Annotated in this window: 11 protein-coding genes; 6 read left to right on the top strand and 5 right to left on the bottom strand. The window is 71.8% G+C overall.

The window, feature by feature from the left end:
• The first annotated feature begins 140 nt into the window (after window positions 1-140).
• Both ADK57_RS05510 and ADK57_RS05505 read left to right on the top strand, forming a co-directional pair.
• Entirely contained in the window at window positions 141-1,715 is a 1,575-nt protein-coding gene (locus tag ADK57_RS05510; protein ID WP_053748198.1) for an amidohydrolase, read from the top strand.
• Window positions 1,712-1,957 (top strand): hypothetical protein, encoded by a 246-nt coding sequence (locus ADK57_RS05505; RefSeq protein ID WP_053748190.1) that lies wholly within the window; start codon window positions 1,712-1,714, stop codon window positions 1,955-1,957. Before ADK57_RS05510 ends, ADK57_RS05505 begins: the two co-directional genes overlap by 4 nt.
• A 91-nt stretch (window positions 1,958-2,048) precedes the next feature.
• Here ADK57_RS05505 and ADK57_RS05500 read toward each other — a convergent pair whose 3' ends face one another.
• Both ADK57_RS05500 and ADK57_RS05495 read right to left on the bottom strand, forming a co-directional pair.
• Window positions 2,049-3,665 carry a VWA domain-containing protein gene (locus ADK57_RS05500; RefSeq protein ID WP_053748189.1) on the bottom strand — a complete coding sequence of 539 codons (1,617 nt, stop codon included), beginning with the start codon at window positions 3,663-3,665 and terminating at the stop codon, window positions 2,049-2,051.
• A gap of 29 nt (window positions 3,666-3,694) precedes the next feature.
• Window positions 3,695-4,894 (bottom strand): AAA family ATPase, encoded by a 1,200-nt coding sequence (locus ADK57_RS05495; RefSeq protein ID WP_053748188.1) that lies wholly within the window; start codon window positions 4,892-4,894, stop codon window positions 3,695-3,697.
• A gap of 475 nt (window positions 4,895-5,369) precedes the next feature.
• Between ADK57_RS05495 and ADK57_RS05490 the strand changes: the two genes are divergently transcribed.
• Window positions 5,370-8,522, top strand: a complete 3,153-nt coding sequence (locus ADK57_RS05490) for an ATP-binding protein (protein ID WP_053748187.1) — start codon at window positions 5,370-5,372, stop codon at window positions 8,520-8,522.
• Here ADK57_RS05490 and ADK57_RS05485 read toward each other — a convergent pair.
• Together ADK57_RS05485 and ADK57_RS05480 are read right to left on the bottom strand one after the other, a co-directional pair.
• Window positions 8,503-9,294 carry an ABC transporter permease gene (locus ADK57_RS05485; RefSeq protein WP_053748186.1) on the bottom strand — a complete coding sequence of 264 codons (792 nt, stop codon included), beginning with the start codon at window positions 9,292-9,294 and terminating at the stop codon, window positions 8,503-8,505. The two genes, ADK57_RS05490 and ADK57_RS05485, sit on opposite strands and share 20 nt — an antisense overlap.
• Window positions 9,291-10,262 carry an ATP-binding cassette domain-containing protein gene (locus ADK57_RS05480; protein ID WP_053748185.1) on the bottom strand — a complete coding sequence of 324 codons (972 nt, stop codon included), beginning with the start codon at window positions 10,260-10,262 and terminating at the stop codon, window positions 9,291-9,293. The genes ADK57_RS05485 and ADK57_RS05480 overlap by 4 nt, the downstream gene beginning before the upstream one ends.
• A gap of 980 nt (window positions 10,263-11,242) precedes the next feature.
• Between ADK57_RS05480 and ADK57_RS05475 the strand changes: the two genes are divergently transcribed.
• From ADK57_RS05475 to ADK57_RS05465, 3 genes are all read left to right on the top strand, one after another.
• Window positions 11,243-11,668 carry a hypothetical protein gene (locus ADK57_RS05475; RefSeq protein ID WP_053748184.1) on the top strand — a complete coding sequence of 142 codons (426 nt, stop codon included), beginning with the start codon at window positions 11,243-11,245 and terminating at the stop codon, window positions 11,666-11,668.
• Between the two features lie 269 nt (window positions 11,669-11,937).
• Complete coding sequence (locus ADK57_RS49785) at window positions 11,938-12,249, top strand: trypco2 family protein (protein ID WP_053748183.1); 312 nt, start codon at window positions 11,938-11,940, stop codon at window positions 12,247-12,249.
• A gap of 8 nt (window positions 12,250-12,257) precedes the next feature.
• Window positions 12,258-16,307 carry a trypsin-like peptidase domain-containing protein gene (locus ADK57_RS05465; protein WP_053748182.1) on the top strand — a complete coding sequence of 1,350 codons (4,050 nt, stop codon included), beginning with the start codon at window positions 12,258-12,260 and terminating at the stop codon, window positions 16,305-16,307.
• A gap of 328 nt (window positions 16,308-16,635) precedes the next feature.
• Here the strand turns inward: ADK57_RS05465 and ADK57_RS05460 are convergent, their stop codons facing one another.
• Window positions 16,636-17,277, bottom strand: a complete 642-nt coding sequence (locus tag ADK57_RS05460) for a hypothetical protein (RefSeq protein ID WP_053748181.1) — start codon at window positions 17,275-17,277, stop codon at window positions 16,636-16,638.
• Between the last annotated feature and the right edge of the window lie 125 nt (window positions 17,278-17,402).

Genomic DNA, 17,402 nt, shown 5'->3' with positions numbered 1-17,402 from the left:
CCGCCCCGCTGACGGCGAGTGACCCCGCGGACAACGCCCCCGCCCGCACCGCCGCCCTCCGGGTGGATACGGCCACCGGCACCATCGGCGGCCCGTACGCCCCGCCCGCCCTGCTGGCCGACCCCCCGGGGACTCCGCTGATGCTCTCTGCACGACTCACCAACGCGCGCTTTCTCACGATGGATCCTGACCACCCCGTCGCCCACGACCTGGGCATCTGGCGGGGCCGGATCGTCGGCCTGGACGAGGCCGTCACCTCACTGCCCGCCCGTGAGGTGGTCGACCTGCAGGGTGCCACCGTGCTGCCCGGGTTCATCGACAGCCATGTGCACCTGGCCTGGACCGGATTCAAGGCGGCCACCCCGAGCATCGCCGGGCGCACCCGCGTCGATGACGTGCTCGCGGGCGTGGCCGAGGCCGTCGCCGCCCAGCCCCCCGGCTCCTGGGTGAGCATCGCCGGCTACGACCAACGGGCCCTCGGGCGGCACCTGACCGCCGCCGAACTGGACACCGTCAGCGACGGGCGCAAGGTGTTCATGCTGCACGACTCCGGGCACGGCTGCCTGGTCAACACCGCCGTCCTGGACCGGCTCCCCGCCGACACCCCGCACGAGAACGGTTTCCTCGCCGAGCAGGCCATGGGGCCCGCCCGGGCGCTGCGACTCCCGTATTCCCAGAACGAACTCGCCGACGCCATCGCGAGGGCCGCGCAGACCTGCCTGTCGGAGGGCGTGACCGCCTGCGCCGAGGCGGGCATCGGCGGCGCACTGTTCGGCCACAGCCCGGTCGAACTGGGTGCCTATCAACTCGCCCGGGACCAGGGCCGGTTGCCCCTGCGGGTTCAGCTGATGGTCGCTGTCGAGACCTTGCGCCCGGTTGCCGCGCACGCCGCGGACGGCATCCCCGGCGCCCTCGACCTCGGGCTGCGCACCGGCTTCGGCGACGACCGGCTCTCCGTGGGCGCACTGAAGATCTACACCGACGGCGGCATGATGGCCCGTACCGCCGCACTCAGCAGCCCCTACACGGGGCTTGACCACGCGGGGCAGCTGCAGGACACCCCGGAGGCGCTTGCCGAGACCATCGTCGACGGACATCTCGCCGGATGGCAGCTCGCCGTCCACGCCATCGGAGACCGGGCGGCCGACGTCGCGCTGGACGCCCTGGAGCGAGCCCAGAAGATCCGACCGCGCCCCGAAGCACGGCACCGCATCGAGCACGCCGGACTGATCCGCCCCGACCAGCTCGCCCGCTTCGCACGGCTGGGCGTCAGCGCCGTCGTCCAACCCAACTTCCTGCGCTGCTTCGGCGACGACTACGCCTCGATCATGGGCGAGGAACGGGCCCCATGGCTGTACCGGGGCAGGGCGTTCCTGGACCACGGCATCCCGCTGGTGGGCAGCTCCGACCGCCCGGTCGCGGACGGTGCACCGCTGCGAGCCATCCAGTTCATGGTCGAGCGCGCCTCGTCGTCGGGCCGGCCGATCGGCCCGGACGAGGCCGTCACCGTCGACGAGGCCCTGTACGCCTACACCGTTGCCGGAGCCTTCGCCTGTCACTGGGAGGACAGCGTGGGCAGCCTGACCCCGGGCAAACGTGCCGACCTGGTCGTACTGGGCGACGACCCGCGGAGCGTCGCCCCCTCGCGCATCGGCGACATCGAGGTGGTCGCGACGTACGTCGACGGCCGCGAGACGGACAGGACCGCACCGTGAAGAGGCAGGTGGACGTCGTGCACGCAGACACCGTCGAGGGTTACGCACGCCTCTGGAGGGACGACGAGCACCGGCTCCGGTGGGTCATCTGGAACACCACGGCCGGTGCCGAGGTCTTCGACCGGGAGACCAACTGCCCGGTGCCCATCGACGACGAAGAGATCCTCCGCGAGGTCCTGAGTCGTATGCGGGCGGCGGGCGTACCCGAGAGCGACGAGTATCCGGGCCGTCCCTGTGCGTAGGGCGGCCGACAGATCTCGCGGTAGTAGACGACGTTCGCACGTCTGCCGGGCAACCGCCGGCCAGGCGGTGTGACCACTTGCCGCCGCTCGGTCAGATCACGCGGAAGAGGTCGGCGGCGGCGTGGACGTCGGTGAGGTCCTCGATGGAGCGGAGGTTGTCGCACAGGGCGTCCAGGACCGAGTCAGCTGCGGCGACGCGCGGGGCGCCGATGGCCACGCCGAAGACGCGGAATCCCAGCAGGTGCTTGGCGTCGTTCCAGCGGCGCAGCCATTTCTCGGTGACGCCGCAATCGTCGTCGGTGAGCATCACGATGTCGCCGCGCGTGCGGGCGGCGTCGTTGAACTCCTCCTCCAGCAGTTCGCCGGCCGCTGTCAGTGGTCTCTGGTAGCTGGTGCCGCCGCCGAGGAAGGTCTCCGCGAAGTCGAGGACCTGGGCGATGTCGGCGGGCCGGTCCGCCGGGAAGCGGAAGACCTGGATCTTGTCGGCGGCGGAGAACAGGATGCCGACGAAGTCACGCCCCGCGTGGCGGGCCTGATCCAGCAGCGCCAGGGCGCACGCCTTGGACCACGCCTCCCGGGTGACTCCGCCGGGCCCTGCCTCGTACATGGAGTGTGAGGTGTCCACGCACGCGATGACGGCGCCCTGGCCGGTGCTCTGCTCTCCCTGGCTGTCGTAGAGCATCAGCTCGCCGGCGGCGTAGCGCGCGGCGAACACCGCACGCAGCTCGGGCAGGCCGAGGTTGGCCAGCTCGGAGGGGATGACGCGGGAGAGGTCATTGCCGAGTGTGACGCCGACCAGCTCCCCGGCGGCGTTCTCCACCTTGCGGGCGCGCTCACCGGCGGCCATCTGCCGGAAACGGCCGATCAGCTCGGCCCACTCTGCGAGACGGCTGGTGCGCAGCCGCTCGGCGAGCCTGGCACGCTGGTCGAACGGCATCCGCGCCAGCTCGCCGGAACCAACGCCCCATGCCCGCATCAGCGCGGCCTCCTCCCGCACAGCATCGGCGGCCCTCGCCGCCGCGTTCCGCGCGGCGGTACGGATACCGGCGGCCGCCACCGCGAGGGCCTGCGCGGCGCCCTGGACGGCCTGCTGCGCGGTGGCCTCGGCGGCCTCCGCGGCCTCGATTCCCTGTCGGACGGCGTCGGCGGCCTGTGCCGACACGGTGCCGTCCTCGTCGGCCTCGGCGGCCTGCCGGAGCGCCTCGCCCACGGCGGTCGCCGCGTCTTCGGCGTCCTGCCGGGCCTTCTTCGCCTGCTCGGCCAGTTCCTGGGCATCCCGGGAGCGCTCCAGCATCCGGCGCAGCGCGGCTGCCTGGGCGAGCACGGCCATGGCGGCGGCGTAGGGGTCGCCGGCCGTCTCCAGGCGCAGCCCGGCGAACTCCACCGACTCCACCAGTGAGGTGATGACCTGGTGGTTGACCAGCCGGGAGGGGTCCATCTCTTCGCGCTCGCGCAACCGCGGGCCGACCTTGTAGGCGGCCAGGAACACGTCGGCCAGGAGGTCGGTGGTGCAGTCGTAGTACTCGTTCAACTCCTCGGCCAGCTCGCGCAGTCCGGCCGACTGCTCGCAGGTGTCGCGCCATGTCATTTGTTCGAACCGGTCCGCGACCACGACCGCGGTGTGCCGCTCGGGAGGGGCCGCGGACCGGGCCAGCCACTTCCCGGCCCGGCTCGCCAGTTCGTTGAGCGTGCTCGGTGTCTTGCCCATGGTCCTGGTCCCCCTCGTGTCACCGGTGTTCAGAGCTGGGCCTGCACCATGCTCGCGTCCACGCCCAGGGCCTCGGTGAGAACACGGGCGCGGACGGCGCGCTGGCGGCCGGTGACCCGGTCGATGGCCGCGGTGGAGCGGCCGGCACCCGCCGCCTCCTCGCGCAGCTTCTCCAGCCGCTTCCCCGCCATGGCCAGCTTGTTGTGGGCCTTCTTGATGACCCACTCGCTCAGCGCCTCGCGGGACTGCCCGGCCATGGCGTCGAGCTGGGCCTCCAGCTCCTCGATGGCGTCGGCCAGGTCGAGCGCCTCCTTGGCGTCGGGATTGACCAGCTGCAGCACCTCGCGCTCGACGGTCGGGCGCTCGGCGGGGGAGTCCCACAACACGTGGGTCAGCACCGACAGGTCGGTCTCGCCGACCGCCGGGCGGCCGTCGAGGTACGCGGATGCCTGGAGCAGGCCCACCGCCTGCCGCCAGCGACGGTCGGAGGCGACGAGCTCCTTGCGGCGCAGGGCGGCTCGCAGCGTACACACCGCATCCACGATCACGTCCGGGACGTCCACTGCCGGGACGGCTTCGGTCACGGCGTGCTGCAGCGCGGCCAAGTCGACGGTGGTCCGTGTCGGTGCCGCCGGGCGGCCGACGGCGGAGCGGACCAGCGCGGCGAAGTTCGAGGGGTCTGCCAGGTACCCGACCTCGATCCGCACCAGCAGCCGGTCGTAGATCGCGGCCGTATCCTCTCCGCCGGGCAGTTCGTTGCTCGCCGTGATGGCCCCGATCAGGGGGCAGCGGATCGGTTCGCCGCCGCTCTCGGGGTGGTAGATCCGCTCGTTGAGGTAGCCCAAGGTCTCGTTCAGCGCCGCCGTGGAGCACTTGAAAATCTCGTCGATGAACGCGACGTGCGCGGTCGTGGCGCGGCCGTCGTAGACCTGGCGGTACTCACCCCGGGCCAGCGCGGCGACGTCGATGGGACCGAACATCCTCGTCGGCGCGGTGAACTTCGACAGCAGGATCTCCCAGTAGGACGCCCCCTCGATCCTGCCCGTGAGCTCCCGGGCCATCTCGGACTTCGCCGTTCCGGGCGGGCCGAGCACCAACGAGTGCTGTCCGGCCAGCAGCGTCACCACCAGCGTCCGCACCACGTCAGCCCGCTCGTAGAAACGGTCCGACAGCTCGTCGCTGATCGCCCGCAGCCTCTTGGCCGTGTCCTGCACGTCCTGTGCGCCCATGTTCAACTCCACTCCTGTGAGGCCCTGTTGGGCTGACGAGACGGCCCTGCCCCCGAAGCTAGACGAAGTGACAAGCAGTTGAGGGGGATAGCATCCGGTTCGCCGACACACTCACGGATCTCGCGACGGTGACCGCCCTCCGGCTCCTCGACATCGGGGTCATCGGGTTCGGCGTTCCCCGCAGACGCCCATTGCCTCGGCACCCTGCTGACCTACCGGGCGCACTCCGATTCAACGACCCCACCGTGAGCGATGTGGCGTGCCGACCTGCCGGTCCCGGACTCGGTCCGTTACCGGGTGCTGTACGGGCCTTTGCGGCACGGCGTTCACCGATCACCTGCTGCGGCTGCCGGAGCTGCGCGACCGCTTGGCGCCGGTGCGGGAACGGTCGGCGCGGCTGCGGCAGCCGCTCCCGCGGCGGGAGTTCGGCCCGCGGCGGGAGTTCCGGCGGCCGGGCCTTGGCTAATCTGCACGGGTGACCACCGACCTGACCCTGCTGCCGCGTGTCGCCTATCGCGGACAGGAGGTCACCGCGCCCCGGCTCCGCGGCCTCCTCGCGCTGCTCGCGGGCGACTTGCGCGCGGGCTGCAGCACCGAGCGGCTGGTGGCAGGGCTGTGGCCGGACGAGTTGCCGGAGCGGCCGGGGAAGGCGCTGCAGGTCCTCGTGTCCAGGGCGCGGGCGCAGCTGGGCGCCGACGTCCTCGCCGGCACGCCGACCGGATACCGGCTCACCCTCGCCGCGGACCAGGTCGACAGCTCCGCCCTGCTGCTGCACGCCGCCGCGAGCGCGGACCGGGCCAGGGCCGGGGACCACGCGGGATCGCTGGCTGCGGCCGAGGCCGGGCTCGCGCTGTGGGAGGGCACCCCTGACGGGGCCGGCGGGCCCGGCGAAAGCACAGACCCCGTAGCCGCGTTGCGCACCGAGCGCGCCCCCGTCCGCGGCACGCTCGTGCGCGCGCAGGCGCTCGCGCTCGCCCGCCTTGGACGCCACGCGGAGGCGGCCGGGCCGCTGGCCGTGGCCGCCTCGGAGCATCCGCGGGACGAGGAAGTGCTCGCCGAGCTGCTGCGCGGCGAGGCGGCGACGGCGGGCCCGTCCGCCGCGCTGACGCGGTACGAGGCGTACCGCCGTGAACTGCGCGACGAGCTCGGCACGGATCCGGGGGCCGGGCTCAAGGCCGTACAGCGGGAGCTGCTGCGCGGCGAGGCGCCTGTGGTCAGGCACGGCGTGCCGCACGAGCCGAACCCGCTCCTCGGCCGGGACGAGGACATCGCGGCGGTGCAGCGGCTGCTGGGCGACTCCCGCGCCGTCACCGTCGTCGGCCCCGGCGGCCTCGGCAAGACCCGGCTCGCGCACGCCGTCAGCCGCCGGGCCGAGCAGCGCGTGGTGTATTTCGTGCCGCTGGCCGGCGTCACCGCGGACGAGGACGTGGCCGCGGAGGTGGCCTCCGCGCTCGGCGCGGGGGAGGGGCGGCCCGGCGCCGTGAGCGGCCACGCCTCGGCCGACCCGGTGTCCGGCATCCTCGGCGTGCTCGGCTCCGGGCCCGCGCTGCTGGTCCTCGACAACTGCGAGCAGGTCGTCCGGGGCGCCGCCGGCCTCGTACAGGCCCTGGTCTCGTCCTCGAAGGACCTGCGGGTGCTCGCCACCAGCCGGGCCCCGCTGGGCCTCACATCGGAGGCGGTGTACGCGCTGCCGGAGCTCGGCCCCGACACCTCGGTCGAGCTGTTCACGCAGCGGGCCCGGGCCGCCCGGCCCGGCGTGGAGCTGCCGCCGGGCGCGGTGGCCGAGCTGTGCCGCCACCTCGACGGGCTGCCGCTCGCCGTGGAGTTGGCCGCGGCGCGGGTACGAGTGATGTCGGTGCCGGAGATCGCCCGCCGCCTCGGCGACCGGTTCGCACTGCTGCGCGGCGGGGTGCGGGACGTGCCGGAGCGCCACCGCACCCTGCACGCGGTCGTGGACTGGAGCTGGAACCTCCTCGACGAGGAAGCCAGGGCGGCGCTGCGCCTGCTGTCCGTCTTCCCCGGCGGCTTCTCCGGCGAGGCGGCGGAGCAGGTCCTGGGCGAGGACGCGCTGTTCCTGCTGGAGCAGTTGGCCGATCAGTCCCTGCTCACCGTCGCCGAGACCCCGGCCGGCGTGCGGTTCCGGATGCTGGAGACCGTACGGGAGTTCAGTGCGGCCCGGTGCGCGGAGGCGGGGGAGGACGAGGAGGCCATCGGCCGGTTCCTCGCCTGGGCGCGGGACTTCGGGGTCGCGTACCACGACTGGCTCTTCGGCTCGCAGCCGCTGGCCGACTCGGAGCGGATCAGGGCCGAGCAGGACAACCTCGTGCTGGCCCTGCGGCACGCCCTGGCCCGTACGGACGGCCCCACCATCGCCGCCCTCACCGCCGTCCTCGCCGCCCTGTGGTCCATCGGTTCCAGCTACGCCCGCCTCACCGCCCTCGCCGCGGACACCGGCCCGCCGCTGTCGCACTACTACCCCGAGCCCGAATACGTCGAAGTCGCCCGCGCCGCCGCGGTGTTGTGCACGACGAGCCTGTTCATGGGCTACGGCCCGAGCGCCGCACGCCAGCTCGTCACCCTCCGGCGGCTGCCCCCGGCCCCGCCGGACACCCTGCTGCGGGCCATCGCGACAGTGCTGAGCGCGGTCCCCGAGATGCTGCCTCCCGACTACGACGTGCTGCGGGGGCTCTGCGACAGCGAGCAGCCGCTGCTCGCCGGCATCGCCGAGAGCGTCGCGACCTACGTCTGGGAGTACGAGCACGACATCGACCGCGCGCTCGCCTCGGCTCGCCGGATCACCGCTGAACTGGCGCCGGTCGACAACCCGTTCCTGCGGGTCTTGGGCCACGCCCGGCTGAGCGAGCTGTGCTTGCAGACGGAGCAGGGCGAGGAGGCGTACGGGCACCTCAAGGCGGCGCTCAAGGCGCTGCCGCGGCTCGGCGACGCGCACGACCTCATCGGCGTTCGCTGGGGCCTCGTCCTCGCCTGCCTGCAGCGCGGGGACCCCGACGAGGCCGAGTACTGGCTGCGGCAGGCGGAGGGCGCCAACACCACGCAGCAGGACGACTACAGCATGGACCTCCTCGGGCGCGCCGAGATCGCGCTCGCCCGCGGACTGACGGAGGTCGGGCTCGGCTTGTGGCGCAGCGCCGTGCAGCCGCTGCCCCCAGCCGACTCGATGCACGGCGGCGACCCCTTCTTCGACCGGTGGGTGCTGCAGATCCTGGCGGTGGCGGTGACGGCGCACGCGCACGCCGGCCGTCTCGAGCTCGTCGCGGAGCCGGTCGACCGACTGCGGCAGGGGCTGCGGACTCTGCTCTGCGGTCCGTCCGGCTCGCCCATGGAGTTCCCGGTGTTCGGGACGGTGCTGCACGCGCTCGGCATGGCGGGGCTCGCCTCCGGCGACGCCGGTGCCGTACGGATGATCGCGCTGGCCGAACGGCTGCGGGTGCTGCGCGACTTCCAGCCGACGATGTCGGCGGACCGCGCCCGGAAGGCGGTCGGGGCCGCCGGGAACGCGGCCAGGGCGGCGTACGCCGACGCGGTGTCGGAGTACGCCGCCCTGGGGCGGGACGGGTTGCGGGAGGCGGCCCGCGCTGTCATGGCGGTTACTTCGGGTCGCGGTTGAACAGTGATGTCGACCAGCGGTAGCCGAGCGCGGCCAGGCCGACGCACCAGGCGATCGCGATCCACCCGTTGTTGCCGATCTCGGTGCCGAGCAGCAGGCCGCGCAGGGTCTCGATGGCGGGCGTGAACGGCTGGTACTCGGCGATCGGCTGGAACCAGCCCGGCATCGTGTCGGCCGGGGTGAAGGCGCTCGAGATGAGCGGGAGGAGGATCAGCGGCGTTGCCATGTTGCTGGCGGCCTCGGGGTTCGGGCTGGCCATGCCCATCCCGACCGCGATCCAGGTGAGCGCCAGGGCGAACAGCGCGATCAGTCCGAACGCCGCCAGCCACTCCAGGGCCGTGGCGTCCGTGGACCGGAAGCCGATGGCCACGGCGACGGCACCGACGAGGACCAGGCTGGCGAGCACCTGCAGCACACTGCCGACGACGTGCCCGATGAGCACGGAGCCGCGGTAGACCGCCATCGTACGGAAGCGGGCGATGAGGCCCTCGGTCATGTCCATGGAGACGGACACCGCGGCCCCGATCACCGTGCTGCCGATGGTCATCACCAGGAGGCCCGGGACGAGGTAGGCGATGTAGGCGGAGCGGTCCGCGCCGCCGCCACCGATGCCAGCGCTCATCACGCCTCCGAAGACGTACACGAAGAGCAGCAGCAGCATGATCGGCGTGAGCAGCAGGTTCAGGGTCATGGACGGGTAGCGCCGTACGTGCAGCAGGTTGCGGCGCAGCATCGTGGACGAGTCGCGGACGGCGAGGGAGAGGGCGCTCATCGGACGGTCTCCTTGGACTGGTCGGGGACGGTGGTTCCGCCGGTCAGGGCGAAGAACACGTCGTCGAGGTCAGGGGTGTGCACGGTCAGCTCGTCCGCCTCGATGCCGGCCGAGTCCAGCCAGTCGAGGATGGCGCGCAGCTCGCGCTGGGTGCCGTCGCTGGGGATCTGCAGCGACAGGGCCTCGTCGTCGCGGGTGGCCTCGCGCAGCGCGGCGGCGGCGGACTGGTACGCGGCCGGGTCGGAGAAGCGGAGCCGCACGTGCCCGCCGGGGATGAGCCGCTTCAGCTCGTTGGCGCTTCCCTCGGCGGCGATCTTGCCGTCGTTCAGCACGGCGATGCGGTCGGCGAGTTCGTCGGCCTCCTCCAGTATCTGGGTGGTGAGGAAGACGGTGACGCCGCCGGAGACCAGCTCGCGGATGATCTGCCACATGTTGTGGCGGCTGCGCGGGTCGAGGCCGGTGGTCGGTTCGTCGAGGAAGATGATCCGCGGGTTGCCGACCAGCGTCATGGCGAGGTCGAGGCGGCGCTTCATGCCGCCGGAGTAGGTGGAGACGGGCTTCTTAGCGGCCTCCACCAGGTCGAAGCGCTCAAGGAGTTCGGCGGAGGTGCGCCGGCACTCGCTGCGGGAGAGGTGGTGCAGGTCCGCCATGAGGAGCATGTTCTCCTCGCCGGTGATCAGGCCGTCGACGGCGGAGAACTGCCCGGTGACGCCGATGGCGGCGCGTACGGCCTGCGGGTCGGTGGCCAGGTCGTGGCCGCCGACGTGCAGGTCGCCGGCGTCGGCGGTGATGAGGGTGGAGAGGATCTTGACGGCGGTGGTCTTGCCGGCACCGTTCGGCCCGAGCAGGGAGAAGACCGTGCCGGCCGGCACCGCCAGGTCGATGCCGTCGAGGACCGTCTTGTCCCCGTAGGCCTTGCGCAGCCCCTTGGCCGCGATGGCGAGTGAGTGCGATGTCGTTGTCGTCATGCCGCAGAGGTTGCGGCAGGGCGCATTCAGCGCGGTTTCACGATGGTTTCAGCGCCCTGGAACCGGGTGCCGGAGGGCAATGCCTCAGTGCCTCCCTGCCGTTGCGGCCTGACAGACCGCATGACGGCCTCGGACACCCAGGCGCACGAGCGGGCCGCCCGGCGCGGGCGTCGTTGAGGACGCCGGCCTAGCGTCGACGGCGAGGTCAGCGTCCCGGACGGCTTCTGTCCGGACGCCCTGGCCGCCACCTCCGGGCAGGACGGCCAAAGGGTGCAGGGCTGGGGATGCGCGGGCGGTATCAACCAGGTGTGGAACTGGTCCTGACGTACGTCAGGACCAGTGGCCGACCGGACCGGTCCACATCCGCTCGTGATGAACGGCGGGACCTCCGAACAGGAGGTGCGACGCTTTGGCCCACGGGAAGTACGGATGGGTCGGACGCCTGCATCGACACGGGCCAGGACCGAGGAGCCTGGCGCCACCCGGTCAGGTCTGTCCGGCCGCGTGAGGACATTGCGCGAGGTGGATGCAGCCGGTGAAGGCTCCGCGCCAACCGCAGGCTGACTCGTTCGCGATCACGCGGAGGCGCTATTGGAGTTCCGCTCGTCGATCGCCCGGCAGGCGGGGCACACGACCTGCGCGTTTCGTCCGTATCGGCAAGTCAGCCCTTGGCAGCGAGCGCACGGGCCTATCTGCTCCGGTGAGCAGCCCAGCCGGAGTGCGACGGACAACCGGTCCATCCTGGGGTCGATGCGTCTGGGCACCTCGTCCATGTGTCCGAATATATGCCCTATGTCCGTTCATGGGGTGGGGCGCCGCGTGCGACTGAGCGTCCCGGTTGGTTCTGACCACGCTTCCGTGATGACGACGCCGAGTAGTGGATCCGGCTGGAGTCGTCTGATGCTGTGACCGCATGGGTTCGCCGGGGTCTCGGGTATGGCGTTGTTCCGTGCGAGGGGCTGGAGGTGCACACTCGCAGGATGGGGCGGCGTATTGATCCGCGGGAGATGGTGCGGCGTGAGGGTAGCGAATTGTTCGCGTTCTTGATCTCGGATGGGGGGTTCGTCGGGCCCGAGGTGCTTGAGTCCGGCTTGGTTTACCACCACCACTCGGGACTCCAGATCGAGATCTCTTACCTGGGACCGCGTGAACCGGAAGTGACCACGAGGATTTGTGTGTCGAGGGACGGCGGTGCCACGCGCTCAGCGTCGCTCGACTCCCTCTGGGTGGCCTTCGAATGCGGGACGCTTCAGGATGTGCCCACGTCAGCCGTCAACGCGCGGACAGCGGCGAAGCGGTTGCGGCAGCAGGCGGAGGCTCTGCGTCGGCTGCTGCCGACACTGTTGACCTCGGACGTTGATGATGCGGTTCGTCGCTGTCAAGGGCGGTTGCTGCCCGAGGCGTGAGGTGCGGTTCAGGCTGCCTGAGTGATGGGGTGACCTCCTCATACGATGCCTCTCTCACTGCGTACGCGGGCGCGTTCGCCGCGTTGAGCGGCGAGCACGTCGGGGTGGCCGCGGATGTCCGCACCGGTGTGGTCTCCTGCGGGCTGAACAGGCCGCGCAGCACGACGAGGTGCGCGGGCGCGTCAAGGTCAAACGAATCCGGTTCGCATACGAACAAGGCAGCCGCCTGGCAGACTTGTGGATATCGACATACGTGGAGGCAGCATCTGATGAGCGACCCCGAGGGCGTGCCCCTGGCCGACTACATCCGCGTACTCCGCGATCAGTTGGAGACGGCACAGCAGGAAGGGGCGGGCCGCGGGGTCAAGTTCGGCGTCGGGGCCGTGGAGCTGGAGTTCGAGGTCACGATGACGCGGGAGGCGGGCGGGCGCGGCGGGCTGAAGCTGTGGGTGGTCGAGGCGGGCGCCGACGGCAAGCGCAGCGGCGGCCGGACACAGCGTGTGCGGATGACCCTTACGCCCACCGACGACGCCGGCCGGCCGCTGTCGGTCATCGACCGGCTGCCCGAGCTCCCGCGCTGAGGCCTGTGGTGGCGGACTCGCTCGCCGGGCGGTGCGCCGAGGTCCTGGTCGAGCAGGACGGCGGCACCGGGTACGGCTCGGGGCTGCGGCTGGCGCCGTCCTTGGTGGTGACGGCCGGGCATGTGGTCGAGGACGGTGGGTCGGTCAGGGTGCGGCTGTCCGGCGGAGCCCCCGACGAGATCGTCGTCACCGGCCGCACGGTGTGGCGAGGTGCCCGGCTGGACGTCGCGCTTGTCGAACTCGCTCCGGACCTCCGCCTCGACGAGGTCGCTCCGATGGCCATCGGAGTTGTACCGGACGAGGCTGACGGGCGGCTTCCGTTCACCGCGATCGGCTTTCCGCGCCATCAGAGCTGGACGGACACGGACACGGCGAGTTGGCGCGACAGCGACCAGATCGACGGGATGATCCCGCTCGGGTCGAGTGTGAAGCGGGGCCGCCTGCTGCTGCATCGGGCGGATGGCCGCCGCCTGGAAGCGCGCGACTGGAGCGGTTTCTCGGGCGCGGGCGTCATCTGTGAGGGGTCGGCTGTCGGCGTCGTCGTGGAGTCGGCCCACTCGGGCGGGCTGGAGGCCGTGCGGCTGGCTGCGGTGATCGGCGCGTACGAGCCGCGCGCGCAAGGCGAGCGCGAGCCCGAGCCGAGTGCCACCGCCGCACGTGAGCTGCTGGCCTCGCACGGCGTCGTGCCGCAACCCCTGCGCGGGCAGGAGCGGCGTCGCCCGGCCTACGAGGCCATGTTGCGCCAGTACGCAGCCCGGTGCGCCGAACTGACCGGCCGCGACCGGGAGCTCGCCGGCCTCCTGGCGTTCGCCACCGGGCCGGACCCCTACCTGGTGCTCGTCGCCGGTCCTTGGGCCGGAAAGACCTCGCTGGTGACCCGCTTCGCCACGGGGTCCCACCCCGGGCTGGACGTGGTGTCGTTCGTCATCTCCCGGCGCGATGGGCAGACGCGCGTCCAGCAGTTCCACCGGGCCATGTGTGACCAACTCGCCGCCCTGCTGGGCGAGTTCCCGCCCGCCGAACCGGACGCGGCCGCCTTCCTCAGCCTCTGGGGACGCGCGATGCGGATCCCCGGACGTTCCCTGCTGCTGCTCGTCGACGGCCTGGACGAGAACGACTACCGCGAGCTGGCCGAGCCCAGTATCGCCGCGCAGCTCCCGGCCGCTCTCGGTCCGGCGGCACACGTCCTGGTGACGAGCCGCCATTCTGACGTGCCGCTCGACGTGGACGGCAGCCACCCGCTGCGCACCTGCCGCCGCCAGGTGCTGACACCGTTCCCCGCGGCGGCGAGCCTGCTCCTGCGCGCCCGCCAAGAGCTGGATCACGTACTCGCCGAGCCTGTCCCGCGCACCGTCCTGACCACGATGACGGTCGCCGGCGGCGCGCTGAGCAGCAGGGACATCGCCTCGATCGTCAACGACTCCGCGCTGGCGATCCGCCGGACCCTGGAACGGGGGCTCTCCCGGGTCGTGGAGCCGCGCCCCGGTACGCCGACCCGGTACACCCTCGCCCACGACACCCTGGCCGTCGCCGTCCAGGAGGACCTGGAACCCGAGGAGTTCACCCATACCCGCACCGCCATCGACGGCTGGGCCCTCGGCTTCGCCGCGGCCGGCTGGCCCGATGACACCCCGGACTACCTGACCGAGGCGTACCCGACCCTCCTGCTCACCGAAGGTGCCGGCCGGACGCTGGCAGCCCTGGCCTCCCCCGCGCGCCGCGCCCTGCTCCGCCGTCGGACCGACGGCGATCTGGCCGCGCTGTCCGAACTGTCGAACGCGGCAAGGCTCCTCGCGGCTGCTCCCGACTGCGACCTCACCCTGCTGACGCGGGTGTCGCTGCTCCGCAAGCGCATCGAGGACGACAACTTCACCGTGCCCTCCACGTATCCGCTGTTGCTGGTACGCCTCGGCCGAGCCGAGGAGGGCATCCAGTTCGCCCGCACCCTGCAGAACGTCTACGTGCGGGCCGACGCTCTGCTGGCGATCGGCGAGCACCTGCTGGACAGCCGGCCCGCCGAGGCGCGGAACCTCATCCACGAAGCCATGGCCGTACCGGGGAGGTTGCCCCTGGAGCGGATGCCACATACGGTGCGCGCAGCCCTCGCGCTTGCGCGGCACGGCGAACCAGGCGCCGCCGATCTCGCTCGGGAAGCCATCACCGAGAGCGGCGACGAGCGAGGCTGGTCCCTCACCACCGCCGCCGACGCACTGGCCGAGATCGATCCCGCGCTGACACGGCCCCTCATCGAGGAGGCCATCGAGCACGCTGATGCCGAGGACCGCCCCGACTTCTGCGGCCTCCTCGCGCCGGCGTTCGCCGCTCTCGGCGACCTCGACCGCCTCGTCCAGCACCTCGCCGATCTGGACCGGGACGGCAGGAAACGAGCCCTCCTCACCGCCTGCAGCGAGCACTTCGCCAAGGGAGGCCGTCGAAACGTGCCCGAGGTGCTCCTCACCGCCCTGAACCATGAGTTCACCGCCTCCGAACTCGTGGAATCGGCCCCCTACCAGGACGAGGACCGGGCCCGCCACCTGCTCGCCCTGCCCGCCTCGTCCTCTCCCGGTCTCGATCTTGTCGAGCTCGCCTATGCCGCCCTCGCCGCCCACGGCCTCGATCCTCGCCAGCCCGGAGCTTCCGACGAGCTGCTCGCCGACGCCGCAACGTCTGCCCTGGCCAACGGCCACCTCTCGCTGGCGGTCTCCCTGGCCCAGGACATCGTCATTCCCTTCATCCGTGCGGCCCGCCTCACCGAGATCGCCCTGGCGCTGCTCGACTCCGACACGCCCCAGGACGCCGCTCCCGTGGTGCGCGAGGTGGAGGCGGCCCTGGACGAGACCAGGAACACGCCGCCGCCCACCGTCCTGGCGGCCTTCGCCCGGGCCGCCGGCACCGCCGGACGAACGGACCTGGCCACGCCGGCCCTGGAACTGGCCCTTCACACGGTGCTGCAGGACGTCGACGACGCCCGTGCCAAGTGGGAGGCGCAGGCTGTGGCAGGCGCAGCCGCCCGGCTTGGCCACCTCGACCACGCCTTGGGGATCGCGGCGGGGTTCGAGGCAGATCAGCTCGACCGCATCGACATCCTGCTGGACGCCGCCAGGGCCGTCGAGGCGCACGGCGATCACCGCTCAGCCGATCTCGACCTGTTCATCGCCCAGGTGACCGAAGGCATCGAGAGGTCGACTGACCCGAGCGTGGTCGGCTGGCGTACCCGCGTCACGCACGAGCTCATCTCCCTCCACCTCCGCGCCGGGCACGCCGACGTGGCCCTCAACCTGGCACGCCGGCTCGCCAAGACCGACCTCCCCGGCCGCACACTCGAGCTGCGCGCGCACCTGCTGGCGGACGACATCCTCTCGGCGATCTCCCTGATCCGCGAAACGGCCCTGACGATGCCCGCGAGCTCCCCGCAGGACCTGGCCCGCTGTCAGGAACTGGCAGCCGCGATGATCGTCGAGATGTGCGACGCCGGCCACCAGTCCCTGTGTCGCGACGTCACGGCTCAACTCGCCGGAAACGCAGACCCGGGCGTCACGCTGGACAGCGGCCTCTGGGCCCGTCCCTGGCTCACCGCAGCCTGCCGGGCCACCGGCCTCACCGAGGATTTCACCCGCCTTCTGGATACGCTGCAGCACGCGGCCCTGGTCACGGGCGCCGGCTACGGGACCCAAACCGTGCCGCTGGAAGCAGTCGTCCGCCTGCGCCTCTGGGATCGCTACCACGCCGAAGCCCGCCGGCTGAGCGAAGTGCTGGCCGAGGTCGTCCTCACCGACATGGTCAAAGCAATGCTCGACGCAGGCCTCCTGACCGAGGCCCTCCCCCTCATCGACGACCTGCAGGACGACGCCGCCTACTGCCTGGCCCTCGCCGCGGCCCGCACCTCCCCGCCGCCCGTCGACGTGGTCAAGCGCTCCCTGGCCCGCGGCTTCGCCGAGGACGTCATTGCCCCACTGGCCGCCCTTGAGCCGGCGTGCCTGCATGAGATCGCAGCCCAACTCGGGGTGATCCGGCCGCCCGCCGAACAGGTGACGCGTCGAGCCCCCAGGAACAGCTGACCGCCCCGCTTGGCATCGATCTGCCAGTCAAGGTGGGCAGCAGGTAGTGGGTGTCTCCGGACGAGGACCCGGCCTTCGCGCGAAATCCGTGCCAGATCGTGGAGGCCATCTCCAGGATCCGCTGGGCGGCACGGGCGGCACGGGCGGCACGGGCGGCACGGGCGGCACGGGCAACACGGGCGGCCGGGCTCCCGGAAGGCCGTGCTCGGGGTTGCGCGGAACCCGGGCACGCCTCCGGCGACCAGCTCAGCTCCTGCCAGAAAGCTTGCTGACAAGGCCATGGCCCGCAGGCATGGCCCTGCAGCACGGCGCTGTGACAGGGCTTGGTTCAGATTTGGGTGCGCGCCTGCTCGATCCATCCCAGCACGGCCTTGGCGCCGCACTGTTCGGCGGTGGTCTGCGCCTCGTCCAGGTACCCGAGGGCTGCCTCGCGGTCGCTGGTCTCGGCGGAAAGGTACCCGAGCGCCACCAGGCCCGCTGCCACGCCGGGCATGAACCCGATCTCGCGGCGCAGCGTCACCGATTCGGTCAGCAGCTCGTGGGCTCGGTCGAACCGCCCCGCCTCCTTCTCGGCGAAGCCGAGATGGCGCACCGCGTAGGACATGGTCTTCCGGTCGCCGACGGACTGCGCCAGCGCATACGACCTCTCGAAGTACGGCCTGCCGGCGGCACTGTCGTCGCGTACCACCTGGTGCCAGCAACCGATCCAGAACAGCGCGTCGGCCTCACCGCCCGCATCACCCAGGCGGTGGTACAGCTCGGCCGCACGCTCGAACAGCACCAGCTCCTGCGAGTCCTCCCGCCGATCGTTGAGGAAGCGTACGTGCAGCAACTTTCCACGTTCCAGCGCGATCGGGGCCTCGACCGCGTCCAGCTCCTGATCTGCCGCGACCAGTGCTGACGTGTCCCCGCCGAACATCGCGGACTCGTACAGCTCCCGCGCCCGTTCGATCCGGTCCTGCTCCCGCATGCCCTGTCCCTCCCCCTGGTGGACGACTCCCGCGGCGAGGCTACCGTCACACAATGCGGGGCACCCGGGATTTCATCGGGGCTCTCCTCCCTACCCCTGCCTTCCGGGCTGCGCGCAAACAGACT

Origin of the sequence: Streptomyces sp. MMG1533 (genome assembly GCF_001279775.1) — a bacterium.
Taxonomy (GTDB): Bacteria; Actinomycetota; Actinomycetes; order Streptomycetales; family Streptomycetaceae; genus Streptomyces.
This window is presented reverse-complemented; position numbering and strand designations above follow the sequence as displayed.

Coding starts and splice junctions, on each gene's coding strand:
- ADK57_RS05510 (WP_053748198.1), top strand. CDS start 141: ATGCTCTCTGCACGACTCACCAACGCGCGCTTTCTCACGATGGATCCT.
- ADK57_RS05500 (WP_053748189.1), bottom strand. CDS start 3,665: ATGGGCAAGACACCGAGCACGCTCAACGAACTGGCGAGCCGGGCCGGG.
- ADK57_RS05495 (WP_053748188.1), bottom strand. CDS start 4,894: ATGGGCGCACAGGACGTGCAGGACACGGCCAAGAGGCTGCGGGCGATC.
- ADK57_RS05485 (WP_053748186.1), bottom strand. CDS start 9,294: ATGAGCGCCCTCTCCCTCGCCGTCCGCGACTCGTCCACGATGCTGCGC.
- ADK57_RS05480 (WP_053748185.1), bottom strand. CDS start 10,262: ATGACGACAACGACATCGCACTCACTCGCCATCGCGGCCAAGGGGCTG.
- ADK57_RS05475 (WP_053748184.1), top strand. CDS start 11,243: ATGGGGCGGCGTATTGATCCGCGGGAGATGGTGCGGCGTGAGGGTAGC.
- ADK57_RS49785 (WP_053748183.1), top strand. CDS start 11,938: ATGAGCGACCCCGAGGGCGTGCCCCTGGCCGACTACATCCGCGTACTC.
- ADK57_RS05460 (WP_053748181.1), bottom strand. CDS start 17,277: ATGCGGGAGCAGGACCGGATCGAACGGGCGCGGGAGCTGTACGAGTCC.